We start from the raw sequence: 26278 nt of genomic DNA on the forward strand, positions 1-26278 counted from the left end.
GAAGGACTATCCGATGCGGACTAGTTGCCACTGCTGGTTGCTGCCGCCCCAGTCGTCGTACTGGACGATGTTGGCGCCGTCGGCCGCGGAACCGCCCTGGACCTCGACGGCCTTGCCGCTCTGCCGGCCGATCAGGCGGATGTAGCCGCCGTCCGAGGTGGCCGTCCGGAACTGCTGGTTCTGCCCGTTGCCGTCGGCCCACTGGACGATCGCGGCGCCGTTGACGGTGGAGAAGTTGTAGACGTCCAGGACCTTGCCGGAGTGCCGGGACTTGACCCGGTAGTAGCCGCCACCGGAGTCGACGAACTGCCACTGCTGCTGATTGCCGTTGTTCCGCGCCCACTGGGTGATCCGGCCGCCATCGGCGGTGGACACGTTGTAGACCGTGATGCCGGTGCAGCGCGAGACGGCCAGGCAGGCGCGGGTGACGGTGGCGAAGATGTTCGCCTGGTTGCCGCCCTGCTGCACGTCCAGCTCGGTGATCTGCACGTCCACGCCGAGGTCGGCGAAGCGCTGGATGTTCTGCTGATAGGTCGAGTCGATCGTGGTGCCGAGGTGCGATTGCAGGCCGACACAGTCGATCGGCACGCCGCGGGACTTGAAGTCGCGGACCATGTTGTAGATGCCGGTCGACTTCGCGTTGATCCCGTCGGTGTTGTAGTCGTTGTAGCAGAGCTTGGCGCCGGGGTCGGCGGCCCGGGCGGCACGGAAGGCGGCCTCGATCCAGTCGTTGCCGGTGCGCTGCAGGTTGGAGTCGCGGCGGCCGCCGCCGGAGCCGTCGGCGAAGGCCTCGTTGACGACGTCCCAGGCATAGATCTTGCCGCGGTAGTAGGTCGCCACCTGGGTGACGTGGTTGATGGCGGCGCTGCGCAACGCCGAGCCGGACAGGCCCTGCGCCCAGCCCGGCTGCTGCGCGTGCCAGAGCAGGGCGTGACCGCGCACGCTCATCCCGTTGGACCGGGCGTGGTTCACGATCCGGTCGGCGTTGGTGTACGTGAACTGGCCCCGGGACGGCTCGGTCGCGTCCCACTTCATCTCGTTCTCCGGCGTGACCGAGTTGAACTCGCGGTTGAGGATGCCGGTGTAGACCGAGTCGTTGAGCTTGTGGGCGGCGATCGCGGCGCCGAAGTAACGGCCGGTCTGCGCGGCCGAGGCGCCCAGGGTGGAGGCCGCGTCGGCCGGTCGCGCCAGGACGAACCCGGTCACGGTGAGCAGACCGGCGAGGACGGCTGCGAAGGCGGCACGCCACCGTCCCGGGGAGGTGCGGGCGGTCATACGGGGACTCCTAGGGGATGGTGAGATCGAAGCGGCGTACGGTGACGGCTCCGCCGAGGGCCCGGGTGGCGTGGTTGAAGATCCCGAAGCGGTAGCCCATGAAGAACTCCCACGAGTTGTTCAAGGTCAACGCCGGACCGAGCGGGAGGAAGGTGCTGCCGTCGGTGCTGTAGGAGAACGTCGCCTGCCGGCCAGACCCGGGCTGGATGTCGGCGCGGGCCCGCAACCAGATCCGGCCTCCGGACACGGCGGCCGCGGCGCGTTCGGTTCCGGTGCCGGTGGTGGCCCAGGTGCCGGTGGCCATCGTCAGCCCGTCGGTCATCACCACCCGGGTGGCGTTGTTCGCCTTCACCACGCCGATCCACGCCGAGGTCTGGCGCAGCATGGCCAGGCCGGTGCGGTCGCCGTCGGCCATCGACGAGTAGTCCAGTTCGATCGTCGCGGTGGACACCGGTCCCTGGATGCGGTGGGTGAGCGTGTTGCGGGCGTTGTAGAGGTCGCCGGTGACCGTGGCGGTCTGCAGGCGCAGCCCGTTGCCGACGGTGAAACGGCTGGTGTCCGGGTTGTGGTTCCACTCCCACCGGTGCCCGAGGGCGGGTCCGGTGAAGGTGTCCGGCCCGGTCATCGGCGCCACCGTCCGCGAGGTGACGACGGCCGGCCTCGGATAGCTGACCGCCCACCGGCCGTTGACCGTCTGCACGCTCGGCCATCCGTCGCCGGACCAGGTCAGCGGCGCCATCGTGGGCATCCGGCCGCCGGGATAGGCGTCGGTGAACGCCATGTAGTACCAGTCGCCGTTCTGGGTCTGCACGATCCCGCCCTGGTGCGGGACCCCGCCGCCGGGGATCGGCCCGGGCAGGTCGAGCAGGACCTGGCGCTGCTCGTACGGCCCCCACGGGCTGGTCGAGCGCAGCACGTACTGGCCGTTGGCCGGGCGGGTCAGCCAGATGTAGTAGTAGCCACCGCGCTTGTACATCCGTGCGCCCTCGAGCGTGCCGATGCTCGACGGGGTCTGATAGACCTGCTGGGCGCGCACCTGGGCGGTCAGGTCGGAGGTGAGCTGGGCGACGCTGATCGTGCCGTTGCCGAACGCGACGTAGGGCGTGTCGTCGGTGTCGAACAGCAGCCCGGCGTCGTAGTAGCAGGGCAGCCGCGAGCGTTTGGTCCAGGTCCCGTCCACGGCGCCCGCGGTGTAGACGTAGGTCCGGTTGAACTCGATGCACCCGAGCCAGTAATAGGTGCCGTCACTCGGCCGATAATTGAAGGCCGAGGCCCAAACCCCTTTGACGTACGCCCGGGAGCCGCTCAAGTCATAGGCGGACGATTCGAAGTCCAGCCGGGGCACCGAGTGCCCGGCGTACTCCCAGTCGACCAGGTTGTAGGACCGCAGGATCGGCGCGCCGGGCGAGTAGTGCATCGTGGAGGCCGAGTAGTAATAGGTGTCCCCGACCCGGATGATGTCGCCGTCCGCGAAGTCCTGCCACACCACCGGATTGGTGAACTGGCCGCCGCCTCCACCGCCGCCGACCGGCACCAGTTGCCACTGCTGGTTGGCGCCGCCCCAGTCGTCGTACTGCACGATGTTGGCGCCGTCCGCCGTGGAAGCACCCTGCGCCTCCACCGCCTTGCCACTCTGCCGCCCGATCAGCCGGACATGACCACCATCCGAGTCGGCCAACCGGAACTGCTGATTCTGCCCGTTCCCGTCGGCCCACTGCACGATCGCGCCACCGTTGACCGTCGAGAAATTGTAAACATCCAGCACCTTGCCGGAATGCCGCGACTTGACCCGGTAATAACCACCACCCGAGTCAACGAACTGCCACTGCTGCTGATAACCGTCATTGCGCGACCACTGAGTGATCCGGCCACCATCGGCCGTCGACAAGTTGTAGACGTCCAACGCCTTACCACTGTTGCGGTTCACCAACACGTACCAGGCAGACGGATCCACCGTGGCGGCCGACGCCGGCGAGGCGTTCAGCACCGCGAGGGCGCCACCGCCCAGCACCGCGGCGAGCAGCGTGCTCAGCCACCTCTTCGCCGACATGATTCTCTCCAGAAGTTATCGCTAACAACGACGTCACGGCAGCTCAACGTGCAGATGACGCACAATCGTGGGAACGCTCCCATCGACTGGGGCCGATGTTGCCAGAATGTTTCAACGCGCTCAACACGGCCAATTCCGGGAGCGCCGCGTAACACTTTCTGGGAGAGGACGGGCTGTGGAGGTCAGGAACCGGACCGACCTGGTGGACGCCGCACGAGCCGGTGACCGGCAGGCGGCGGAACGACTGATGGCGGAATATCTGCCCCTCCTCTACCGCATCGTCGGCCAGGCCCTCGACGGTCACGCCGACGTCGACGACGTGGTGCAGGAGACGGTTCTGCGAGCCCACCGGGACCTGCCCACGCTGCGGACTCCGGAGAGCTTCCGATCCTGGCTGGTCACCATCGCGATGCACCAGATCAGCAATCGGCAGCAGGCCTGGCAGCAGGACAGCGGCCGGGTCACCTCGCTGGACGACGCGGCGGACATCGCCGACCCGGACGGGGATCTGGCCGGCGTCACCTTCCTGCGCCTCGGCATGTCCGCCCAGCGACGGCGGGTCGCCGAGGCGGCCCACTGGCTCGATAGCGACGATCAGGACCTGCTGTCCCTGTGGTGGCGCGAGGTCGCCGGCGACCTCACCCGCGACGATGTGGTCGCCGCCCTCGGGGTCGGCTCCGCGCACGCCCGCGTCCGCATCCAGCGGATGCGCCGGCAACTCGAGATCAGCCGCCTCCTGGTGGCCGCGCTGCGGGCCGAGCCGCGCTGCCCGGAGCTGAACGCGGTCGCCGCCGGCTGGGACGGCGCGCCGAGCCCTCGCTGGCGCAAACGCTTCGCGCGGCACCTGCGCCGCTGCGACCGGTGCGGCACGGTCCGGTCCGGATTCGTGCCCTTGGAACGGCTGCTGGCCGGGGCGGCCGCCGTGTCCGTGCCGGCCGGTGCGGTCACCGACGTGCTCGCCGGCGGCGCGGGCAGCACCGCCGGCTGGCTGGGCTATCTCGGCGGCGCCAAGATCGCCGCCGCGGTGCTGGTCGGCGCGACCGTGTCCGGCGGCGCCTACCTGGCCCTGCCCGAGGACCAGCCCCGGAAGCCGAGCGCGGTCGCCGCCGCTCCCGCCCCCACGCCCGCCCGGCGATCCGCGCTTCCGACGACCGCCGCGCCCTTCTCGGCGCCGGCCCCGCCGGCGTCCCGGCCCGGCTCGACGGCGCCCGTCCCGCCCATCCCGCCCGGTCCGGTCACCACCTCCGTGATCAGACCGGTGACCGGCGCGGACACCGTCGTGGCGCTCGCCGGAGATCAGCTGATCGAGGTGGCCGGCCGGCCCGGCCTGGCGGTCACCGTGCTGCCCGGCATCGCCGCCGCGGACTGCTGGTCGTTGCGCGTCGCCGACGGCCGATACGTCCGGCACGCCTCCTACCGCCTGACGCTCGGCGCCGACGACGACGGGCCGCTGTTCCAGATGGACGCCACGTTCTGCCCCGAGCCCGGCGTCGAGCCCGGCAGCGTCCGGCTCGCCTCGTTCAACTACCCGGGCCGGTTCGTGCGGGTGCGCGGCGGCCGGCTGGAACTCGACCCGGAACAGCCCGGCGCCGCCTACGTCCGGGAGACCTCGTTCGTGTTCACCGGCCGGTAGGTGTTCAGCCGGCGCAGGTGGACTGGTGGGGGAACTCGGGGACGTACCGCGTCCACTCGCCGGACGTCAGGCCGCGTCCGGTGACGGCGCAGGCCTGCTTGGCCGGGTCGGCGCGCAGGCTGTTCAGCCGGGCATAGCTCCACAACGAGACGGTCGCGGTGCGGGTGTAATAGGTGCCGGTGACCAGGGTGCCGCCGTCCGGGCTGAACATCAGGGCGGTGTCCCGGTTGGAGTGCTGGATGGTGGCCAGCCGCACCGGCACCGACTGGTCGGCGATGTCGTAGAGGATCGCCGCGCCGCTGTAGGTGCCGCTCGCCAGCGTGCGGCCGTCCGGGCTGAACGCCACCGACATCACGCTGCTGTTCTGGCCGGTCAGCGTGGCGAGCCGCAGCGGATCGGCGCGGTCGGTGACGTCCCAGACGATCGTGGTGGCATCGGTGCCGCCACTGGCCATCGTGCGGCCGTCCGGGCTGAACGCGACCGACTCAACCCGGCTGCTGTGGCCGGCGAGCCGGGCCAGCTCGACCGGGTCGGCGCGGTTCGCCACGTCCCAGAGCCCCACCTCGCGCTTGCCGGCCCCGGCGGCCACCGTGCGGCCGTCCGGGCTGAACGCCAGCTTCGGGCCCAGCGGAACGCCGGTGTCCACGTTGGACAGCAGCATCGGGTCGCCCGCACGGGTCAGGTCCCAGACCAGCAGCCGGGTCAGGTCGCCGACGACCACCAGGGTGCCGCCGTCCGGGCTGAGCGCCACCGCCGTCGATCGGGTGACGTGCTTGTCGACGATCACGCGCTTCTTCGGATCGTCGCGGTCGGAGACGTCCGTGACGGTCACCCGGCCGTCCTGCCCGGCGGCCGCGGCGATGCGTCCGTCCGGGGTGAGCGCCACCGAGCTGACCCATCCGTCGTGCATCGCCAGCCGGCCGGTGCGCACCGGATCGGTGGGGTTGGCGACGTTCCACACGCTCGCCTTGCCGGACGCACCCGCGGAGATCAGGGAGCGCCCGCCCGGGTCCGTGGCCAGCGCGGTGATCTTGCTGTCCGTCTCCTCGACGTCGGCGAGGTGTTCCGGCGTGCCCCGGGGCGCCACGTCCCACAGCGTCGCCGTCGCGGAGCTGTCGGCGGTGACCAGCCGGGCGCCGTCCGGGCTGAGCGCCAGCGAGCCGATCCCGCCGAACGCCGTCATCGTGCTGAGCACCTGCGGACTGCCGGCCAGCCCGGTGTCCCAGGCCGCCGCCGCGCCACGGTCGTCGCCGGCGACCAGAACCCGCCCGTTCGCGCTGAACGCCATCGCGGCGACCCCACCGGACAGGCCGCGCACCTCGCCGGCCTCCTTCACCTCGGCCGGGTCCTTCAGGTCCCAGGCGTGCACCGTCCCGTCCCGGCCGCCGAAGTAGAGATACGACGACTTCGGCTGGAACGCCATCGACGCCATCAGGTATCTGCCCAGGTCCCGGATCAGCTGCGGGTCGCCGGGATCGGCCACGTCGTAGACCGGCACGAACTCGTCCTTGTTCGCCACCAGCGTCTTGCCGTCCTGGCTGAACGCCAGATCCTCGACCTGGAACGCGCTGAAGTCGCGCGCCGTGCCGGCCCGGGCCGGGCCGCCGCGGCCGCCCAGGCGCCACAGGATGACCTTGCCGGCCACGTCACCGGTGGCGAAGGTGCGGCCGTCCGGGGCGAACGCCATCGACGCGACGCCGACGTCGCTGCGCAGCGGGCCGATCTTCGTCGGGCTGGACCGCTTGGTCACGTCCCACAGCACGGCCGTGCCGGTGCGGTCGGTGACCGCCAGCGTCCGTCCGTCCGGGCTGAACTTCAGCAGACCGTCCTCGGCGCCCGGCTCGCTGAGGCCGCCGAGCCGCTTCGGCTGGGACGGGTCGGTGACCTTCCAGAGCGACACGTCGCCGTCGTTGTGGACCGTCGCGACCACGCCGTCCGGCGCCGTCGACACCGCGGTGGCGTCGCCGATGCTGCCCGCGTACTGCGTCGCGGTGAGGATGCCGGCGACCGCGCTGCGGATCTCGACGGCGGGCTGGATCTTCTGCGCCGCCGCACCCAGCATGAGTGCCGTCTTCGGGTCGGTGCCGAGCATCGCCTTCGCCTGATTGACCAGCCGCCGGCTGACCGCGACCCGCTGCTGCTGCTCGGCGTTGCGCTGCTGCAGCCGGGCGTCCGCGGCCGCTTCCTCGGCTCGTTGCTGCTGCTCCTCCGCGAGCCCGGCCTGCCGCTTCGCCTCGGCGGTCAGCCGCTTCGCCTCCTCGCCCAGCCGCTTCGCCTCGGTGGCCAGCTTCCGCGCCCGCGCCGCCGACTCGTCCGCCCGCGCGGCCGACTCGCGGGCGAGCCGCTGCTGCTCCCGGGTGTCGCGCGCCGCCTTGGCGGCGAGGTCCTGCTGCCGGTCGGCCTCGGCCGCCGCCGCGTCCGCCAGCGCCTGCTGGTCCTTCGCCAGCCGCTCCTGCTGCTCCGCCAGCACCGCCGCGTCCGCCGCCCGCTTCTGCTGCTCCTGGGCCAGCTTCTGCTGCCGGGCCGCCTCCTCGGCGAACCACCTGGCGCTGCCGCGCTGCTCCATCGCCGTGCGCTCCTGGCGCAGCGCCTCCGCGGCCGCCAGCCTGGCCCGGTCCGCGTTGCGCACCGCCGACACGCCGGTCACCGACGCCACCAGCGCCAGCACCGTCAGCGTCGCCACCGCGCCGGAGCGCAGCCGCCGCACCCGGCGGTGCTGCCGGACGTCCTCGCCCTCCAGCTCGTCCTTGCTCACCCCGTGCATCGGGGCGGCGAGCTGCGCGATCGCGTCCCGGAACCGGGAGTGCTGCAGGCTCAGGTGCTCGCCCCCGCGCGCCCAGCGCAGGTCCAGGAAGAGCGGCTCCTCGGCGAACACCCCGCGCAGCGCGGGCGGCACCGCGGTCGAGCCGATGGTGAAGTCGCCCCGCTGCCGGTCCCACGCCCACTCGCCGTCGGTCACCACGGGCAGGATGTGGTCGGCCGGCTTGTTCGCGACCCAGTGCCGGATCTCCCGGTTCACCCACGGCGAGTGGGCGGCCTCGGGCGAGGCGAGCAGCACGAAGTATTCGGAGCCGTCGAGCGCCTTCTGGATGGACGACCACAGGCCGGGGGTCACCGCCAGGCCGGTCTGGTCGCGGAAGATCCACAACGCCCGGCGTCGATGCCACGGCTTCGCCAGCCGGTGCAGTCCACGCTGCACCGCGGGAGCCAGTCGCCCGTCCGCGGCATGACTGTACGAGATGAAACCATTGAAGGTCATCGCATTGTCCCCCGGCAGTCGACGCGTCCAGCCGACAGATTCTCCACGGTGGTGCCCCCCGAGAAAAGCGCGGAGACCGTATCGTCATGGTCCGTCGCGAGGAAGTGCCTGCTTACGGGGGTCGATGTGCGGTTCGGTGTCACCGGTCACCGGGTTCTCCCGCCGGAGGTCGTGCACTGCGCGGAGGACCACTGGCGGCGGTCGCTGCCCACCGGCCCGGGGCTGCACGGGGTGTCGAGCCTGGCCGACGGCGCCGATCAGCTCTTCGCCGAGCACGTGCTGACGGCCGGCGGCACGCTCGAGGTGGTGCTGCCCTGCGAGGAATACGCCGGCTCGCTGGTGCCGGACAGCCGGGCGCGGTTCGAGGACCTCCGGCGGGCCGCCCGCACGGTGATCACGATGCCCTATCCGAAGCCCTCCGAGCACGCCTATCTGGCCGCCGGGCAGGCCTTGGTGGACCGCTGCGACCACCTCTTCGCGATCTGGGACGGCCACCCGGCGCGCGGCCTGGGCGGCACGGCGGACGTGGTGGCATATGCCCGGGAGCGCGGCCGCCCGGTCACCGTGCTCTGGGTCGACGGGGTGTCACGGGCCTGAGACGGCCACCGGGAAGGGGCTGACCGGCGCGGGCGGCACGGCGAGCTCGGTGAAGATCCGCCGGGCCAGCTCGAGATGCGGCCGGGCGCGCTCGGCGTCGCCGGTGACCCCGAGGGCCACCGCGAGCCCGTCGTGTGCGCGCGCCTGCTCATAGCGGTCGCCGATCTCCTGCGCCAGCACCAGCGCCTGCCCGTGCTGGCTGCGGGCCTCTCCCGCGTCGCCCGCGGCGCGCAGCACCTGGCCGAGGTCGTTGAGCGCCTCGGCCTCGCTGGCCCGGTCCCCGATCCGCCGGTGCAGCACCAGCGCCCGGCGCAGATGACCGGCCGCCTCGGTGAGCCGGCCGCCGCGGGCCTGGACCGCCGCAAGGTCGGTCAGCGCATAAGCCTCCGCGGTGCGGTCGCCGGCCCGCCGCACCAGGGCGACGCTCTGCTCCAGCTGGACCGCGGTGCGCTCGAGCTCGTCCGGCTGCCCGGCCAGCCGGGCGAGCAGCGAGAGCACGTATGCCTCACTGAACCCGTCGCCGAGCCGGGTGATCAGCTCCAGCGCCGACCGCAGCCGCTCCGCCGCCCGGCCGCGGTCGCCCAGCCGTTCGTCGACCAGGCCGAGCCGGACCAGCGCGTCGGCCTGCCCGGCCTCGTCGCCGAGCTGCCGGTGGAGTGCACCGGCCCGCCGGTAGTGATCCGCGGCCTGCCGGTAGTCGCCGAGCCGCCAGTGCACGCTGCCCAGGTTGCGCAGCGCCACCGCCTCGGCGGCCTGCTCGCCGAGGTCGGCATAGAGCTCGAGGGCCTGGCGGTAGGTCTCGGCCGCGTGCGCCAGGCGACCCTGCCGCCGATGCAGCCGGCCGAGGTTGGACAGCGCCCGGGCCTGCGCGTCCCGGTCGCCGAGCGCGCGGGCCGCCGCCACCGCGACGGAGGTGACGGTCACCGCCTCGGCGACCGGCCCGCCGGCGTCGAGATAGCGGAACAGCGTGTCGGCGAGCGCGATGGTGTGCCGCGGCCAGCCGTGCGCGGCGCCGTAGGTGCAGGTGGCGGCGAGGTTGGGCCGTTCCGCCTCGATCCAGGCGCGGGCCGCCTCCGGATCTCCGGGAGTCGGCGTCTCCTCCGGGAACAGCGATTTCATCGCTGCCACCGAACCGTCCAGGTAGTGATCGAAAAGCCTGGTCAAGGCCGCGTTCCGGTCCGGCTCGGCGTCATGCACGGTGGCCAGTTCTCCGGCGTACGCCCGGAGCAGGTCGTGCATCCGGTAGCGCCCACCGGCACCCGCCTGGACCAGGCTGGCCCGGACCAGCACGCCGAGCTGGCGCCGGGCCTCGCTCGTGGTGCCGCCGGTCAGCGCCGCCACGGCGTCGACGTGCACGCTCTCGCCGGGGTGCAGCCCGAGCAGCCGGAACGCCCGAGCCGCCTCGACCGGCAAGTTTTGATAGGACCACGAGAAGACCGCCCGCACCTCGGCCCGCGGGTCGCCCGCATCGAGCAGGTCGAGCCGCACCTGATGGTCGCCCAGTTCGGCGACCAGCCCGGCCAGGTCGACGTCGGTGCGCGCCGCGGCCAGCTCGGCGGCGATCCGCAGGGCCAGCGGCAGCCGGGCACAGGCCGCGGCCAGGTCGGCCGCGGCGCCCGGCTCGCGGTCCACCCGGTCGCCGATCAGCCGGCGCAGCAGCGCGATCGCGTCCGCCAGCGGCAGCAGGTCGAGGTTGAACCGCTCGGCGCCGAGCACCGCGACCAGGCCGGGCAGCGAGTCGCGGCTGGTGATCAGCGCCAGGCACGACCCGGTGCCGGGCAGCAGCGGCCGGACCTGCTCGACCGAGGACGCGTTGTCCAGCAGCACCAGCATCCGGCGGCCGGTCAGCTCGGAGCGGAAGCGGGCGGCGCGCTCGTCGACGCCCGGCGGGATCTCGGTGCCGCGCACGCCGAGAGCGGTCAGGAAACCGGCCAGCGCGTCGGCGACCGCCACCGGTTGCTCGGCGTCGTAGCCGCGCAGGTTCACATAGAGCTGGCCGGCCGGGAACTCGTCGCGGACACGGTGCGCCCAGTGCACCGCGAGGGCGGATTTGCCGACTCCGGGCGTACCCGAAAGAAGCGCGACGGTCAGCGGCGGCTCGTCACCCTCGGGTGAGAGAAGGCGGTCGAGCTCGGAGAGCTCGCCGGTGCGACCGGTGAACGCGCGCACGTCCGCCGGGAGCTGCGCCGGCACCACCACCGAGGGCGCGCGGTTCTCCACCGCCACGACGGCGGGAGCGACCAGGGCCGGGTCGGCGGCGAGGATCCGCTCGTGCAACCGGCGCAGGCCGGCGCCCGGATCGCTGCCCAGCTCGTCGGCGAGGCTGCCGCGGATCCGGCGATATTGCTCGTCGGCGTCGGACTGACGGCCACAGCGGTAGAGCGCGAGCATGGTCTGTTCGGCCAGGCGCTCGTCCAGCGGGTGCTCGGCGACGGCGGCGGAGAGGGCCGGCAGCAGCTCACCGTGCCGGCCGAGCCGGAGCAGCATGTCGTTGCGGTCGAGTTCGGCGCCGAACCGCTCGTCGAGCAGCATCTGCCGCATCGCGCTCAGCCACGGGGTGTCCAGGCCGGCGAAGGGGTCGCCGCGCCACAGGTCGAGGGCCTGGGTGATCAGGTCGGCGGCCGACTGGTCCGACTCGGCCGCCCGGGCCTGCGTGACGAGCCGGCGGAACCGGTGCAGATCCACGGTCCACGGGTCGGCGGTCAGCAGGTAGCCGCCGGGCTGCCGCTTGATCTCCACCTCGGGGGCGCCGGCGACCGCCCGCCGCAGCCGCGACACATAGCTGTAGAGCGCGCCGACGGCCTGCTGCGGGGCGCCCTCACCCCAGACCCGGTCGACCATCTGATCGACGGTGACCGGGCGGCCCGCCTCGGCGACCAGCACCCCGAGCACGGATCGCTGCCGGGCATGTCCGAGGTCGACGGAGATGCCGTCGATCCTGGCCTCCACCGCGCCGAGAACTCCGAACTCCGCCGTCAACTGACCTCAGCACACCCTTCCGATCGCCCCGACCAGGGGATTCAAGATTTCCACAAGGAGCGCCATGAGTCTCCCATGCTTCGTACAAGGTACGTCGACGACCATGGATCACGTTGCAGGAGGCAGGTCGCTCACGCCCGGTTACGGAAAGCGTCAACGGGGGAATCGGGACGGGCGGCCTGCCCTCTGTTGCCGGACGCGGAACTAAAGCCCCGGCCGCGGCGTTGGCAGTTGGCGTGACTCTTGCTCTTGCCGTCCTCGGGGATTCCATCGCCTTCGGGCAGGGTGCCGATCAGCCGGCCGACACGGTCGGCGCGCGGCTGGCGGCCGACCTGACCGCATCCGGCACACCGACCGAGGTGCGCGTGTTCGCGGTGCCCGGGGCGGACAGCCGGGGGCTCGCCGCGCAGGTTCAGCGTGCCGTCGCCGGGAAGCCCGATCTCGCGCTCATCATCGTCGGCGCGAACGACCTCACCCACTTCGTCCCGACCAGCCAGGCGGCGACCCTGCTCGCGGAGGCGGTGCTGGCGCTCCGGGCCGGCGGCGTTCAGGTGGTGGTCGCGCCGGCGCCCGACCTCAGCGTCGTTCCGTGGTGTCCGCCGCAGATGCGGGTGCTCGTGCAGTCGGCCAGCCACCTGCTGCGGCAGGATCAGACCCGTGCCGCGTCCGCCGCCGGCGCCCGGATCGCGGACCTCGGCGCCACCACGGCCACCGCGTTCGCCACCGATCCGGCGTTGTTCAGCGCCGACCGCTTTCATCCGTCCAGCGCCGGCTACGCGGTGATCGCCGCCGCGCTGGCCCCGACGATCCGGGCGGTCGCGTCAGGCGCCCGCTGACCTGCCGGCCCAGCGGGCTCGTGGGCGTGTCCGATCCCGTCCGGCCGGTGCTAAAACAGAGGCATGATCCCCACTGTCACGCTGAACAACGGCGTCGAAATGCCCCGGCTCGGACTCGGCACGGGCGGCGGCGACGATGAAGCGGCCCGCACCCGCGTGCGCGAGGCGGTCGAGGTCGGCTACCGCCTCTTCGACACGGCCGCGCGATACGGCAACGAGACCGGCGTCGGCCGGGGCGTCGCCGACTCCGGCATCCCGCGGGACGAGATCTTCGTCGTCACCAAGCTGCGGGGATCGGACCACGGGTACGAATCCACCAGGCGCGCGCTCGACGAGAGCCTGAGCCGGCTCGGTCTGGACTACGTGGACCTCTATCTCATCCACTGGCCGCTCCCCCGCCAGGACCGGTACGTCGAGTCCTGGCGGGCCATGGCGGAGCTGATGGCCGAGGGCCGGACGCGCGCGATCGGCGTCTCGAACTTCCTGGCCGAGCACCTCGACCGGCTGGCCGCGGACTCGCCCGTCGTCCCGGCGGTCAACCAGATCGAGGTGCACCCCCGCCACCCCCAGCCGGAGCAGCGGGCCGACGACGAGCGGCGCGGCATCGTCACGCAGTCGTGGTCGCCGCTGTCCCGCGGCGGGCTGCTGGACGATCCCACCCTGGCCGCGATCGCCGCCCGGCACGGCCGCACGCCGGCCCAGATCGTGCTGCGCTGGCACCTGCAGCAGGGCCTCACCGTGATCCCGAAGGCGTCGCACGTCGATCGCATGCGGGAAAACGCCGACGTGTTCGGCTTCGACCTCACCGGCGACGACCTCACCGAGCTCGCCACCCTGGCCGGCAACGCACCGGGTGGCAACCTGGATCCGCGCACCCACGAGGAGTTCTGAGGGTCAGCGGCCGGCCCGCAGCACCTGTTCGAGGGCCTGGTCGAGCACCACCAGCAGGGCGTCGCGCACCGAGGGACGCAGCCGGGCGTCGAAGGGCACGACCGGCACGCGATCGTTGACGGCCAGGGCCCAGCGCAGCTCGGCGAGGCCGTAGGGCAGGTGCCCGTCGAACGTGTTCACCGCGACTGCGAACGGGAGCCCGGCCCGCTCGAAGTAGTCCACCGGCTGAAAGCAGTCGTCCAGCCGGGAGCAGTCCACCACCACGAGCGCTCCCAGCGCGCCGCGGATCAGGCTGTCCCACATGAAGCTGAACCGGTCCTGCCCCGGCGTGCCGAACAGATAGAGCTTGAGGCTCTGGTCGATGGTCACGCAGCCGAAGTCCATGGCCACCGTCGTGGTGGTCTTGAGGCTGCCCGCCCGCGTCTCGTCGATGCCGGCGCCGACCGACGTCATCTCGGCCTCGGTGGTCAGCGGGGCGATCTCGGAGATCGCCCGCACCAGGGTGGTCTTGCCGACGCCGAAGCCACCGGCCACGATGATCTTGACCGGGACCGGCGGCCGGGCCACCGGCGCGTCAGGAGATCGCACGGAGTCCCCGCATCACGCGCCGGATCAGGTCGGGCGAGATCGGACTCTGGGTGTCCGCGACGTGCACGTCGAGATAGCCTGCGGCGCGCAGGTCGGCGACCAGGATCTTGGTGACGCCGAGGTGCAGGCGCAGCCGCGCGGAGATCTCCGCGACCGAGGTCGGCTGCCCGCAGAGTGCCACCATCGCCTGCATCTCCGGGCCCAGCGAGCCGAGCGGCGCCCGGCCCACCCGCGGGTCGGGCGGCCGCAGGGTGACCTGGGTCTCGACGTCGATCTCCCGATCGACCGCGTTGACCCGGCCGGCGGTCAGCACGAACGGGCGCAGTGAGGCGGACCGGTCGCCGGTCGGTGCGGCTCCGGTCGGTGCGGCCCGGAGGTACGGGGGGATTCTCCCGATCGGCTCGGGATTCGGGGTGCCGCGCCGTCCGTCGCTCACCTCAAGACGGCGCTCTGCAACTCGGCGATCAAGCCCGGCGTGAGGGTTACTCCCGCCCGGCTCCCGAAGAGCGTCATCTCGTACGCGACCGTGCCGAGGTTCGCCGACCGGCTCGCGATGACGCCCAGCACCGAGCCCCGGCTGATCGACGTGACCAGCAGGTAGCCGTCCGCCATGTCGACCACGACCCGGTTCAGCACGCCCAGCGAGTACCACTCGGACGCGCCCGCCGACAGGCTCGTCATCCCGGACACCACCGCGGCCAGGCGGTCCGAGTCGGATCGGTCGCGTTTGGACGACTTCGCGATGAGCAGGCCGTCCGAGGAGACCGCGATCGCCTCCTGCACGCCCGACGTTCGGGTGGCGAACGAGCCGAGAAGCCAGTTGAACGTCTTCGCCTCGGCGCTGATCTGCGCGACCGGAGTCCGGATCCCATCCATCGGTCTGTTCCCTCTTCACTGTCGGTTCGTCTGGGGGGTGTCGTGGAGGGCGCGCGCCACCCCGGACTCGAACTGCTCGACCAGGCGGCGGGCCTCGTCCGGATCCGGCGCCGCGGCCGGCGGGCCGCCGGCCCGGCGGGTGGCCGATTCGGCCGTGGGCAGGGTCGCGCCGGGCACGCGCCGGCTGAGCGATCCGGTCTCGGTATCGGCGGATACGAACGGCATGGACGCGAGTGCGCGACCGTCATCCGCATCGGGCGGCTCGTGCGCGACCTCGAAGGCGTTCCAGGTCGGCGGATCCCGCATCAGATCCTTGAATCGCGCCATCGCGACCGGCTCCGGATCGACGGCGGGCCCGGCCGTGATCATCGCTTCCAGTTCGGCGAGCCCGGGCACCGGCGGTTCCGGCACGGAGGCGAGCTCGGCCGGCGCGGCGGATGCGGCGGGTACGGCTGCGAGCAGCGCGCCGCCGATGCCCACCCCGACGGTGACACCGCCTTCCGGAGTGGACGACAGCGCCACCGACAGCCGGTGCCGCCGGGCCAGGCGACCGACCACGAACAGGCCGAGGACCTGGGTCGGCACGAGGTCGAGCCGCTCGCGGCGGGAGATCCGGGCGTTCTCCTCGGCGATCCGCTCCTCGGGCATGCCGATGCCGTGATCGGCGACGACCAGCCGGGCGCCGCCCGGCACGGCCCGGGCGCGGACGCCGACCCGGGTGTGCGGTGGGGAGAACGTGGTCGCGTTCTCCAGCAGCTCCGCGCAGATCAGCACCAGGTCGCTGACCACCGCGGGCGCCACCGACAGGTCGAGCGGGACGTCCACGTCGACGCGGGTGTACTCCTCGATCTCGGCGAGGGCGAGCCGGACCACGTCGACCAGCCGGACGGGGGCGAGATGGCTCTCCTCGCGGTCGGCGCCGGAGATCACCACCAGGCTGTCGGCGCTGCGCCGCAGGCGGTTGGCGATGTGGTCGAGCCGGTAGAGCTTCGCCAGGCGCTCCGGGTCGGCCTCCTCGTTCTCCAGCTCGTCGATCAGGTCCACCTGTCCGCCGACCAGGTTCTGCGTGCGCCGTCCGATGTGCCCGAACATCTCCGCGACGTTGCGCCGGCTGAGCACCTGACGTTCGACCAGCTGCGAAGCGGTGCTCTGCACGCGTTCGAAGACGCGGGCCAGATCGCCGATCTCGTCGTTGGAGTTCACGTCGAGCACGTCCAGACGCACCGGTTCGACCGATTCGCTCTCGTCGTCCGCGACCCGTCGCAGTTCGGTCTCGCCGGCGTCCGCCACCCGGGCGGCCGAGTGGCTGAGCCGGGTCAGCGGCACGGCGACGGCCCCGGCCACGACCGCCACCAGGATCAGCACGCCGAGCAGCACGGCCAGCGCGAGCGCACCCACCCCGTACGCGATGGTCAGTTGTTGTTGCCGTTGCCTTGCGACCAATGACGTGACGTCGTCGACGAGGCGCTTCTCGACGAAGCTGCCGAGCACGCTGAACGACTGGAGGGCGGGGAACAGCCGGGCGATCGGCAGCGCCGCCATCGTGCGCGCCGGATCGGCCCGGAACTCGGCGTCGAAGTCGGCGCCGGCCCGGTCCCGGAACGCGGCCGCCACCAGGTCGTACAGTTCGCGCTGGCGCTCGGTGGCGAAGCTCGCGAACCGCGCGAAGTCGGTGGTGAACTCCGCTCGCTCCTCGCGGTAGCGGACCGCCAGCTGCCCGACGTTCCCACCGGCCATGACGGCGAGCAGCGCGGTGCTCTTGGTGCTGGACTCGTCCATCCGCAGCAGTGCGTCGAGCGCGATGAGCTGCCGCCCGGCGGCGGTGTCGGCGTCGGCGTGCCGCACCAGCCGCAGCGACTCGATCATGCCGTCGAACACCGGCGCGTACTCGTCGATCACCTGCTCGGGGGTGACGCTCCCGGCGCGGACCCGTTGCCGCAGCTCGGTCAACGTGCCCGCGCGGTCGATCGCGGCGCGCACCTCCGGTGGCAGGTCGCCGCCCAGGTCCTGCCGCACGTCGAGGATCCGGTCGGTGACCGACGCGGTCTGCAGCGCGAGGTCGTCCTCGGTCACCACGCCGAGCAGGCGGCCCACCGAGAGCAGCCGCTCGCGCTGCATGTCCTGCAGCAGCGCGCCGACCCGCCCGGCCACCGTGGCGGCGGCGTCGATCTCGGTCGCCTTGTTGGCATTGACGACCAGGTCGCGGACCACCGGCAGGGCCAGGCCGACCATCGCCAGCAACGGAATGATCACCAGCAGCGTCAGCTTGCCGCGGATCCGAAGCCTACCGAGGAGCACCGGAACGCTCCCATCGCGCCGGCACCGGCTCGACCGGCCACGACGGTGGCGGCCCGGTCGCCGGTGCCTGGTGGGCCGGTGCCTGGTGGGCCGGCGCCTGGTGGGCCGGCGCCTGGTGCGCCGGACTTTGCGGGTGTGCCGCGGGCCGGTCCCGCCGCCCGGCCGCCAGGGCGACCGCGACCGGCGCGAGCGCCAGCAGCACGGACACCACCAGGGTCGCGACCGCGAGCAGACGCCGCAGGGTGAGCGACGAGAGCCGGTCGCGCAGCGCGATGTCGATCTGTTCGAGCAGGGCGGCGGACAGCTCCGCCGCGGCGACCTGCATCTCGTCGCGCGCCCGGACGACCTGCGCCGCGCCGGTGCCGGCCCGGCCGGCCAGCACCGGTTCCAGCAACGGCGCCAGGTTGTCGATCGAGCGGTTGAAGCGGTCGAGCCTGCTCAGCAGCGCGCCGCCGAGGCTCCGGCTGCCGGTGCCCTCCACCGCGAGGCGGACGTCGTCGGACAGGTCCTGCGCGTTGCTGACCAGGTCGGAGCGGGCCGAACTGAGGTCGACCAGCGCCTCGGTCCGGTCGGCCACGGACAGTCCGGCGGCGCTCACCAGCAGATCCGAGTAGCGGGCCGCCGCGATGATGCCCTCGGGCAGCTCCTGGGCGGCGCCGTCCTCCAGGTAGTAGGTGTCGGCCGCCGGGTCCCGGATCATCTTGGAGTTGTTGCGGACCTTGTCCATCAGGGCCAGCAGCAGGTCGCCGGCGCCGCCGTACGCGGTGATGAGCTGCGCGTCGGTGCCGCTGGTCGGCAGGGACTCGATCTTGGCGCGCAGCCCGGCCCACCGGTCCTGGGTGCGCAGCGTCCCGCCGAGCTCACCGTCGACGAGGGAGACCGCGTCGACCGCGCGGGCCAGCGCCTCGTTCGGCGCCGAGTCGCCGTTGACGGCGGCCGACCCGGCATTCGTCAGGGCGATCTCGAGCGGGCCGAGCGCCTGGATGTACCGGACGCCGTCACGCTCCAGTGTGGCGAAATCGGACTGTTCGCCGACCGACTGCCACACCATGGAGAACAGCACGGTCACCGGCAGGATCAGGAAAAGTGGAAACAGCCTCCGCGCCACGGATCCGAACGGCCGCCCACGCCGACGCTGGCGCGCCCCTGAAGTCATCGTCGCTCACCCTCCGGGCACCGTGGAGCGCGAGCGCCACGGTGCCCTCGAAAACGCTCCGACCTGGAAACATCACAGGCCGGTCGGGGTGAACCTACTGGCGTCGGCCCGCTCCGAGCCCTGGCAGTTTGATCGACTGTTGCGGCTGTCCAGTTAGGAGTGAGCGGCTTTCAAACGGTGATCCGGGATCGAATCTTGCCAAGCTGTGATCTGCGTCATAGCATCCCCCGCCCGGCGAGTAGCCGGTCCTCGGTGGACCGGCGTGCTACGGTTCCCGCGTTGCAGTTTTGATTTCCGTAGACGTTTTCGGCGCCTGATGGGTTATCTGAACCCCTCAAGGCGCCGTTTGTCGTGTCGGTTCGGCGCGGGTGATCAACGCGGCGGCGTGCGGGTCCGCACAGTGCGGACTCGAGCAGCCTGCTAAGGAGCAGACATGACTACAGGCACCGTGAAGTGGTTCAACGCGGACAAGGGCTTCGGCTTCATCACCCCGGACGACGGCGGCGCTGACGTCTTCGCCCACTTCTCCGCGATCTCGGCGAGCGGCTTCCGCAGCCTCGACGAGAACCAGAAGGTGGAGTTCGACATCACCCAGGGCCAGAAGGGCCCGCAGGCGGAGAACATCCGCCCGCTCTGATCCACTGATCCACTGATCCACTGCTCCACCGACGGCGGTCCGCTGATTCAGCGGGCCGCCGTTCGGCGTCTCGGCGGTCTGATCACATAGACGTTGGTTGATATCTGGACACATTGGTGCAATGGTTGATGGGAGCGCTCCCATCCTCAGAACGCCGAAGAACGGAGGACGTACCGTGCGTCCACACTCAACCTCCCGCCGACCCTTCCGGGTGCTCGTCGTGCTGCTCATCGCGATCACCGGCCTGCTGCCCTGGGCCGGGGCGGCGCAGGCACACGGCACCATCGTCAGCCCGGCCTCCCGCGCCTACCAGTGCTGGCAGGCCTGGGGCAACCAGCACCAGAACCCGGCCATGCAGCAGCAGGACCCGATGTGCTGGCAGGCTTTTCAGGCCAACCCCGACACCATGTGGAACTGGATGAGCGCACTGCGGGACGGCCTCGGCGGTCAGTTCCAGGCCCGGACCCCCGACGGGCAGCTGTGCAGCAACGGGCTCGCCCGGAACAACAGCCTGAACCAGACCGGCGCCTGGCGGCGGACCAACGTCGCCGCCAACTTCGCCGTCCAGCTGTACGACCAGGCCAGCCACGGCGCCGACTTCTTCCGGGTCTACGTCAGCAAGCAGGGGTTCAACCCGGCCACCCAGAGCCTCGGCTGGGGCAACCTCGACTTCATCACGCAGACCGGCCGGTACGCGCCGGCCAACAACATCTCCTTCAACATCTCGACCTCCGGATACACCGGACACCACGTCCTGTTCGTCATCTGGCAGGCCTCGCACCTCGACCAGGCCTACATGTGGTGCAGCGACGTGAACTTCGCCTGACCGGCATCGGCCCGGGACGCCGGCCGGCGTCCCGGGCCGCACACTCCCGCGACGAGGTGAGGAACGATCATGATTTCCCGCTACGTGTGGGCGGCGGCGATCCTGCTGGCGACCTCGGCAGGCGCGGCCGTGCTGGTCCGGTCCGGTGCGGACGCGGACCCGGCGGATCTGCAGGCGCAGATCCTGGCCCGGATGCGAACCACCCTCGAACAATCCGACCCGGGGCAGCACAACCACGCCGGCCACCAGGTCGTGCCGGGCGCCACCGGGGAAGCGGCGAAACCGGCGGTGATCTGCGGTGTCCGGGTCTACGGCTACGAGCCGGCCGAGGTCACCGCGCTCGCCGACGTCCGGACGGTCTACGGCTTCCACCTCTGCGGCGTCGCCGAGCAGCAGCGCCCCTGGGACGTGGCGGTCAAGCTGGCCGGCCCGCTGATCATGGAGGTGTCCACCGACCCGCCGGGCATCCAGGTGGTCGAGGCGACCGAGAACGTCAGATACGTCGACCGGCTGCGCCAGATGTTCCCGGCGAAGTACGCGGAGGTGGCCCTCAAGGAGTCGCTGTCCGACGCGGAGATGGCCGACCTGCGCCGCCGGTACGACGCCGCGGCCGGGCTCTGACCGGCCGATTGTCGATCATGGCCGGTTCAGGTGGGCCAGGACCGCCAGCACGCGGCGGTTGTCGTCGTCGGACGGCGCCAGGTCCAGCTTGGTGAAGATGCCGGTGATGTGCTTGCCCACCGCGCTCTCGCTCAGGAACAGCTGCTGGGCGATGGCGGCGTTCGAACGTCCCTGCGCCATCAGCTCGAGCACCTCGCTCTCGCGGGCGGTGAGCCGAGCCAGTGGGGTGGCGGCGCCGCCGGCTCGCAGCAGCCTGGCGATGACCTGCGGATCCATCGCGGTGCCGCCGGCCGCGACCCGGCGCACGGCGTCGATGAACTGGTCCCCGTTCAGCACCCGGTCCTTGAGCAGGTAGCCGACCGCGCCCGCGCCGTCGGCCAGCAGCTCCCGGGCGTACAGCTGCTCGACGTGCTGGGACAGCACCAGAATCGGCAGGCCGGGCATCGCGCGCCGGGCCGCGAGCGCCGCCTGCAGGCCCTCGTCGGTGAAGGTGGGCGGCAGCCGCACGTCGACGACGGCCACGTCGGGTCGATGGCGGGTCAGGGCGGCGCGCAGCGCGGGTCCGTCGCCGACCGCCTCGGCGATGGTGCAGCCGTGCGCCTCGAGCAGCGAGACCAGTCCCTCCCTCAGGAGGTGGAGGTCTTCGGCGATGACAACGCGCACGGCACCTCCATCGCGATCACTGTCGGGCCACCCGCCGGGCTGTCCAGGGCCAGAACTCCGTCGAAGACATCCAGGCGCCGGGCGATGCCGCGCAGCCCGGTGCCGGCGGCCGGGTCGGCGCCGCCCGGGCCGTCGTCGGTCACCACCACCCGCAGCAGCCCGTCGTGGTGCGACAGCGAGATCGACACCCGCGACGCGACGCGCGCCGCGTTGGCCAGCGCCTCGCACACGGCGAAGTAGACGGCCGTCTCCACCGGTGGCTCGAGCCGGCCGTCCAGATCGACGTCCACCGAGACCGGCAGCGGGGTGTCCAGCGCGAGCGCTCGCACCGCGTCGCCCAGCCCGCGCTCGGCGAGCACCGGCGGATGGATGCCCCGCACCAGGTCGCGCAGCTCGTGCAGGGCGGCGGCCGACGCCTCCTGGGCCTGGTCGAGCAGCTGGCGCGCCCGCGCCGGGTCGGTGTCCATCAGGCGGGCGACGGCGCCCAGGCCGAGCCCGATCGCGACCAGGCGGGCCTGTGCCCCGTCGTGCAGGTCGCGCTCGATGCGGCGCAGCTCGGCCGCCTGCGCGTCGACGGCGTCGGCCCGGCTCGTGTGCAGGTGTTCGACCCGGGATGCCAGTGCGGTGGCGGCGGTCGGGCCGAGCAGGGCGCCGTCCCAGCGCCGGCGCAGGCGCATCAGCGGCGCGGCCAGGACCAGCCCGAGCAGCGAGACCGCCAGTCCGGCGGGGATGCTCACCCAGTCCGGGATCCAGGCCGGCACGACACCGGTGTGTTCCAGGCCGTGCCAGAGGTAGAACGGGGTCACCCAGTGGCCGGTGGCCAGTCCGACCGGCACCGCCCAGGGCGCCCACGTCAGCGGTTGCCAGACCAGGCCGAAGAAGCCGGCGCCGACCAGGATCGACGGGATCAGCGAAACCGGGGCGAGCAGGACCGCGCTCAGCGACCACAGGTGGTCGCGCCGGGTGGCCGGGTCGCCGCCGACCCAGCCGTACCGCTGGGCGCCGACGGCGTCGGACCGGTCGGCGTAGAGGGTGCGGCCGACCCGATAGGTGCCGTCAGCGCTGAGCGGCGGGGGCGGCGGCATCGACCGGTACGGGCTGGGCAGGCCGGCGCCCGTCCACCGTGCGGCGTAGCGGCGGTAGAGCTCGACGAGCGGCCGCGTGAACAGCACCACGCGCGGCAGCAGCCAGCCCCAGGAGAGCACGACCACGACCACGTTCAGAAGGGTTCCGCCGAGCGCGGCGAGCGACAGCCCGGCCAGGCCCGCCCCGCGCCAGGTCGCCGCCGACGCCCGCCCGATCCACCGCCGCGGCGCGGACCGGGCCCACCACGTCGGGCTCCCGCCCCGCAGCAGCGCTCGCGTCCACGAGCCGTACCGATGCAGTGCGGCCGGCGCGACCAGGAACGCGACCGCGACCGCCGCGCCGGCCGCGAGCGGATCCGTGCGCAGCAGCAGAACTCCGACCGTGACCAGCGCCGTGGGCAGCAGCACCGGAAGGGCGCTGGTGATCGGAGCGAGGATCAGCCACCGCCATTCCCGGCCGGCTTCCGGGTCGCTGCCGTGGTGATCCGCCTCGAGCAGCCAGGCCGGAACGACCGGCGACTTGAACAGCGTCGTCTCGTGCTGGTACCAGCCGTCGGCGCGACGCCGCGGGACGGGCGGCGGAACCCGCTCGAGGTCGGGCAGATCGGCCCCGCCCCAGTCGCGGGCGAGCCGCCGGCCGAGAGCGGCGAGCCGGAACTGGCCGGTGACCGCGGCCGGATAGGGCAGCACCAGGATCACGGCGGCGAGGACCACCACGGCGTAGGCGAATCCGGCCGCCACCAGCACGACCAGGGCGACGCAACGGGGCACGGCGAGCGCGAGACGAGTCATGGTTCGAGTCTTCGCAGGGACGGGCTCCGCCACATGAGGGCAGGCTACCGAGTGGGGTGTAGCTGACTACACACTTGCCGGTCGTATTTCGTCCGGAATGCATGCGAGGCTGCCTGTGTGATCAAGGGAACCGAGGCTTCTGTCACGTGGGCGCAAGCGCTGACCTGGCGGATGGAGCGGCAGTTGCTGGACCCCGTCGGTGGTGAGTCGGCCGCCGGTGTCGTGCGCCGGCTCGGCGTGGTGCTCTCCATGGACGAGTCGCTCGCCGAACTGGCCGTCCGGACCCGTTCTTCGGCGTCGCAGCCGGGTGGGCTCGCCGCGGCGCTGGCCGGTGGCGAGGTGATCAAGGGATTCGCGTTCCGCGGGTCCATGCACTACCTCTCCCCCGAGGACGGCGGCATGTACCTGGCCATCCGGGCGGCCGGGCGGCAGTGGGAACTGCCGAGCTGGGTGGAGCACTACCGGCTCGCTCCCGAGGACTGGCCAGACTTCCGGGCCGCGGTGCGTGCGGCGCTGAAGGCCGGGCCGCTGACCATCGCCGAGCTGGGGCAGGCGCTGACGAGGCGGCGCGCCTACCGGCATCTGAAGCCGGTCTTCGACGAGGGCGCGGGCACGCTGATCAAGCCGCTCTCCTGGCTGGGCGACCTGAGCTTCGGCCCGTCGCGGGACGGCCGCGCCACCGTGCAGGGCCTGGACGGCAACCCCAGGTGGCGGGGCATCCCCGACCTCGGCGAGGCGGGACCTCGTGCCGTCCTGGCATATTTCCGCACCTATGGGCCGGCGACGATCGACCACCTGCGCTACTGGCTCGGCAACGGGCTGAGCGCGGGACGCAAGCGGCTCGACTCGTGGTTCGAGGGGCTCGGCGATCGGCTGGTCGCGATCGACGTCGAGGGCGCCGTGGCGCACGTCGCGCGGGAGGATGTCGCCGCCCTCCATCGCGCGCGGCCGTCCACGGCGGTGCGGTTCCTCCCCGGCCACGACCAGTGGGTGATGGGCCCGGGCACCAAGGACATCCACGTCACGCCGCCGGCGTTGCGGGACCTGATGACGCGCAAGGCCAACCCGGTGATCGCCGGCGGTGTGGTGTGCGGAACGTGGGCCCGCAAGGACGACGAGGTCACGGTCACCTGGCTCGACGAGCGGCGCCGGCCCCGGAAGGCCATCGCGGAGGAGACCGCCCGCCTGGCCGCCGTCCTCGGCCGGGACCTGCGCCTGAATCTGGCGCGTTAGCCCCGGCCGGGGACGGATCCGGTCAGCTGCCGATGGAGCAGAGCGAATCGAACGTCGTCGCGTCCGCGGTGATCTTCTCGTTGATGCCCGGCGGCATGGTGCCGGTCTTGGTGGCGTTCAGCAGCTGGGCGTAGTCGTCGGCCAGAGCCTTCGTCGCCGCTCGGACGTCGTCGTGCGTCGCCTTGGCCGCGGCCGCGTTGAGACTGTCGACGGTGGTCTGCAACGACGCCGGGTCGCCCGAGTTCGCGCTGTCCAGGACCGCCGCCTTGCCGGCCACGCAGCCCGGGTCGGCCACCGTCGAGTTGGCGACGAGAGCGACCGCGGTCGCGACGCCACCGATGATGAGAACGGAGACGATGACGCCGGCGATCGCCAGGCCACGACCCTTGCGGCGGCCGGCGCCGGTGCGGAAGACGGCGATCAGGCTGAGGATGAAGCCGATCGGGGCGACCAGGAAGGCCAGGATGAGCCCGGCGATGGCCAGACCGCTGGTGCCCTGCTGCGGGGCGTGCTGGGCGTGCTGATCCTGGGACAACGAAGACTGCTCGTCGAGCGACACTGTTTCGGTCCAATCGAGAATGCGTAGTTGCGGAACTCGCAGACCGTACTGGGTTCGCCGCTGTTTCGTTGCCCCGTCAGCGGATGCCGCTGCGGGTGAAGCCCTGCACGAAGTAGCGCTGGAAGACCAGGAACAACACGATCATCGGGGTCGCGTTCAGCAGCGCGAACGCCATCGTGCCGCCGTAGTCGGCGGTGAACGCCATGATCAACAGCAGCAGGACGATGCCGATGGCCGCGGCGTAACCCTGGTCGCGGGTCACGAAGCCGGTGTCGTAGGCAAGGTGACCAGGACCGACGTGGCGTTCTGCGGGCCGCCGCCGGTCATCGCGAAGACGATGCCGAAGACCTGGAACGAGTAGATGACGTTCAGGATCAGCAGGAAGAACGACGAGGGGCCGAGCAGCGGGACGGTGATCCGGCGCCGTCGAGCCGGGCGGCCTCGTACAGGACGGGGCTGATCGCCTGCAGGCCGGCCAGATAGATCAGCATGTTGAAGCCGACCCGCCACCACAGCGTCACCAGCGCCACCGAGGCGAACGCCGCGACGCTGCCGGACTGCCACCGCACGGCCGGCAGGCCGACGGCGAGCAGGAGCACGGTGAACAGCAGGGTGTTGCCGGTGGACCGCCAGGAACTTCGCGGCCAGCTCGGGGTTCCTGGTGCCGGCCGTGGCCACCAGTGCGTTCCCGCCGAAGTCGCCGGCCGCACGGACGTCGCGCGGCGCGAACGTCGCGCCCCACTCGAAGTTGAGCGACTTGGCGGCGTCCGGGATCAGGAAGGCCCCGCCGAAGGTCATCGCGGTGGCCTGCGAATACCAGAGGTCGGCGGCATAGGTCGTCGACTTTCACCGAGCTGTTCGGCGGGATGAACTTGCGCGGGAAGAAGCTCTTGGAGAAGTCGACCGCCTTGCTCCCCGCCGGGGAGTTTCTGGGCGACCCCCTCGAACTCCGCCCAGGTCCACGCCTGGTCCAGGGAGGTCGGGACGCTCGTGGCTGCCCGAGGTCAGCACCCGTATTCGCCGGTCCGAGCGGTCGCTTTCGCGCCAAGCGGGAAAACGCCCACCCTTGCCGAACAGCAATCAAATCCGACCAAGATCCCGGCGCATTACTTATTCGAGCGAGTGGCCGGGATCCGGAACGCGATGGATTGATGGACCAAAAGCGCTCCAGCTGCTGATCTTGAAACACTTCACCGAGTTCGGCTCAATTCGGTTACGAAAGATGTGGAATTCCACAGTGGATGACCCGAACGGGTGAGTGACCCGACTTCCGGCGAATCGGAGCAGGATGACGCCGATCGCTGGCTGAGCTGCGGAGACTCTGGTTGTTGCAGTACTCATACCAAAATGTTTCAGACCCCAACGCAGAGTGACGCTTCGCAGGTCATCCCACCTGTCGAGCAGTCGAGAACATGGCCGATCGT

22 protein-coding genes are annotated in these 26278 nt (G+C 71.8%); 8 read left to right on the plus strand and 14 right to left on the minus strand.

Annotated elements, in window-relative coordinates; genetic code table 11:
• Positions 1–6 precede the first annotated feature (6 nt).
• Both ACZ6TI_RS20615 and ACZ6TI_RS20620 read right to left on the minus strand, forming a co-directional pair.
• Entirely contained in the window at positions 7–1275 is a 1269-nt protein-coding gene (locus ACZ6TI_RS20615; RefSeq protein WP_465346699.1) for a glycoside hydrolase family 10 protein, read from the minus strand.
• Positions 1276–1285: 10 nt separating this feature from the next.
• Positions 1286–3325 carry a family 43 glycosylhydrolase gene (locus ACZ6TI_RS20620; RefSeq protein ID WP_465346700.1) on the minus strand — a complete coding sequence of 680 codons (2040 nt, stop codon included), beginning with the start codon at positions 3323–3325 and terminating at the stop codon, positions 1286–1288.
• 175 nt (positions 3326–3500) lie between these two features.
• On the opposite strand from ACZ6TI_RS20620, the gene ACZ6TI_RS20625 reads away from it, so the two are divergent.
• Positions 3501–4958, plus strand: coding sequence for a sigma-70 family RNA polymerase sigma factor (locus ACZ6TI_RS20625; protein WP_465346701.1), 1458 nt, complete (start codon positions 3501–3503; stop codon positions 4956–4958).
• 4 nt (positions 4959–4962) lie between these two features.
• Here the strand turns inward: ACZ6TI_RS20625 and ACZ6TI_RS20630 are convergent, their stop codons facing one another.
• Entirely contained in the window at positions 4963–8217 is a 3255-nt protein-coding gene (locus tag ACZ6TI_RS20630) for a TIR domain-containing protein (protein WP_465346702.1), read from the minus strand.
• Between the two features lie 126 nt (positions 8218–8343).
• Between ACZ6TI_RS20630 and ACZ6TI_RS20635 the strand changes: the two genes are divergently transcribed.
• Positions 8344–8814, plus strand: coding sequence for a hypothetical protein (locus tag ACZ6TI_RS20635; RefSeq protein ID WP_465346703.1), 471 nt, complete (start codon positions 8344–8346; stop codon positions 8812–8814).
• Here the strand turns inward: ACZ6TI_RS20635 and ACZ6TI_RS20640 are convergent.
• Entirely contained in the window at positions 8803–11793 is a 2991-nt protein-coding gene (locus ACZ6TI_RS20640) for an AfsR/SARP family transcriptional regulator (protein WP_465346704.1), read from the minus strand. The two genes, ACZ6TI_RS20635 and ACZ6TI_RS20640, sit on opposite strands and share 12 nt — an antisense overlap.
• 236 nt (positions 11794–12029) lie before the next feature.
• Here ACZ6TI_RS20640 and ACZ6TI_RS20645 point away from each other — a divergent pair, with 236 nt between their 5' ends.
• Together ACZ6TI_RS20645 and ACZ6TI_RS20650 are read left to right on the plus strand one after the other, a co-directional pair.
• Positions 12030–12629 (plus strand): SGNH/GDSL hydrolase family protein, encoded by a 600-nt coding sequence (locus ACZ6TI_RS20645; RefSeq protein WP_465346705.1) that lies wholly within the window; start codon positions 12030–12032, stop codon positions 12627–12629.
• 63 nt (positions 12630–12692) lie between these two features.
• Positions 12693–13520, plus strand: a complete 828-nt coding sequence (locus ACZ6TI_RS20650) for an aldo/keto reductase (RefSeq protein WP_465346706.1) — start codon at positions 12693–12695, stop codon at positions 13518–13520.
• 3 nt (positions 13521–13523) lie between these two features.
• On the opposite strand, the gene ACZ6TI_RS20655 is transcribed toward ACZ6TI_RS20650, so the two are convergent.
• Genes ACZ6TI_RS20655 through ACZ6TI_RS20675 form a run of 5 tightly spaced genes read right to left on the minus strand, consistent with a single transcriptional unit; the run spans position 13524 to position 18351 of the window.
• Positions 13524–14108 (minus strand): GTP-binding protein, encoded by a 585-nt coding sequence (locus tag ACZ6TI_RS20655; protein ID WP_465346707.1) that lies wholly within the window; start codon positions 14106–14108, stop codon positions 13524–13526.
• Positions 14095–14544 carry a DUF742 domain-containing protein gene (locus tag ACZ6TI_RS20660; protein ID WP_465346708.1) on the minus strand — a complete coding sequence of 150 codons (450 nt, stop codon included), beginning with the start codon at positions 14542–14544 and terminating at the stop codon, positions 14095–14097. Before ACZ6TI_RS20660 ends, ACZ6TI_RS20655 begins: the two co-directional genes overlap by 14 nt.
• Complete coding sequence (locus ACZ6TI_RS20665; RefSeq protein ID WP_465346709.1) at positions 14541–14984, minus strand: roadblock/LC7 domain-containing protein; 444 nt, start codon at positions 14982–14984, stop codon at positions 14541–14543. Before ACZ6TI_RS20665 ends, ACZ6TI_RS20660 begins: the two co-directional genes overlap by 4 nt.
• 15 nt (positions 14985–14999) lie before the next feature.
• Entirely contained in the window at positions 15000–17282 is a 2283-nt protein-coding gene (locus tag ACZ6TI_RS20670; protein WP_465346710.1) for a sensor histidine kinase, read from the minus strand.
• Positions 17269–18351, minus strand: coding sequence for a hypothetical protein (locus ACZ6TI_RS20675; protein WP_465346711.1), 1083 nt, complete (start codon positions 18349–18351; stop codon positions 17269–17271). Before ACZ6TI_RS20675 ends, ACZ6TI_RS20670 begins: the two co-directional genes overlap by 14 nt.
• Before the next feature lie 520 nt (positions 18352–18871).
• On the opposite strand from ACZ6TI_RS20675, the gene cspE reads away from it, so the two are divergent.
• The 3 genes from cspE (at position 18872) to ACZ6TI_RS20690 (ending at position 20522) form a co-directional block, all read left to right on the plus strand.
• On the plus strand, positions 18872–19075 hold the full coding sequence (cspE, locus tag ACZ6TI_RS20680; RefSeq protein ID WP_238453676.1) for a transcription antiterminator/RNA stability regulator CspE: 204 nt from the start codon (positions 18872–18874) through the stop codon (positions 19073–19075).
• 175 nt (positions 19076–19250) lie between these two features.
• Positions 19251–19901 carry a lytic polysaccharide monooxygenase auxiliary activity family 9 protein gene (locus ACZ6TI_RS20685; protein WP_465346712.1) on the plus strand — a complete coding sequence of 217 codons (651 nt, stop codon included), beginning with the start codon at positions 19251–19253 and terminating at the stop codon, positions 19899–19901.
• 69 nt (positions 19902–19970) lie between these two features.
• Entirely contained in the window at positions 19971–20522 is a 552-nt protein-coding gene (locus ACZ6TI_RS20690) for a hypothetical protein (RefSeq protein ID WP_465346713.1), read from the plus strand.
• A 15-nt stretch (positions 20523–20537) separates the two neighbouring features.
• Here ACZ6TI_RS20690 and ACZ6TI_RS20695 read toward each other — a convergent pair whose 3' ends face one another.
• Together ACZ6TI_RS20695 and ACZ6TI_RS20700 are read right to left on the minus strand one after the other, a co-directional pair.
• Complete coding sequence (locus ACZ6TI_RS20695; protein WP_465346714.1) at positions 20538–21185, minus strand: response regulator; 648 nt, start codon at positions 21183–21185, stop codon at positions 20538–20540.
• Positions 21149–23062 (minus strand): sensor histidine kinase, encoded by a 1914-nt coding sequence (locus ACZ6TI_RS20700; RefSeq protein WP_465346715.1) that lies wholly within the window; start codon positions 23060–23062, stop codon positions 21149–21151. The genes ACZ6TI_RS20695 and ACZ6TI_RS20700 overlap by 37 nt, the downstream gene beginning before the upstream one ends.
• Positions 23063–23179: 117 nt before the next feature.
• Between ACZ6TI_RS20700 and ACZ6TI_RS20705 the strand changes: the two genes are divergently transcribed.
• On the plus strand, positions 23180–24295 hold the full coding sequence (locus ACZ6TI_RS20705; protein WP_465346716.1) for a DNA glycosylase AlkZ-like family protein: 1116 nt from the start codon (positions 23180–23182) through the stop codon (positions 24293–24295).
• Positions 24296–24317: 22 nt separating this feature from the next.
• On the opposite strand, the gene ACZ6TI_RS20710 is transcribed toward ACZ6TI_RS20705, so the two are convergent.
• The 3 genes from ACZ6TI_RS20710 to ACZ6TI_RS20720 form a co-directional block, all read right to left on the minus strand.
• Positions 24318–24830: a DUF4190 domain-containing protein gene (locus tag ACZ6TI_RS20710; RefSeq protein ID WP_465346717.1), complete on the minus strand. Its 513-nt coding sequence runs from the start codon at positions 24828–24830 to the stop codon at positions 24318–24320.
• 100 nt (positions 24831–24930) lie between these two features.
• The gene (locus ACZ6TI_RS20715) at positions 24931–25116 is read right to left on the minus strand and encodes a hypothetical protein (protein WP_465346718.1); all 186 of its coding nucleotides are present in this window, start codon (positions 25114–25116) and stop codon (positions 24931–24933) included.
• 112 nt (positions 25117–25228) lie between these two features.
• Positions 25229–25453, minus strand: coding sequence for a hypothetical protein (locus ACZ6TI_RS20720; RefSeq protein ID WP_465346719.1), 225 nt, complete (start codon positions 25451–25453; stop codon positions 25229–25231).
• Positions 25454–26278 lie beyond the last annotated feature (825 nt).

Source organism: Actinoplanes sp. NPDC051388 (assembly GCF_055586225.1).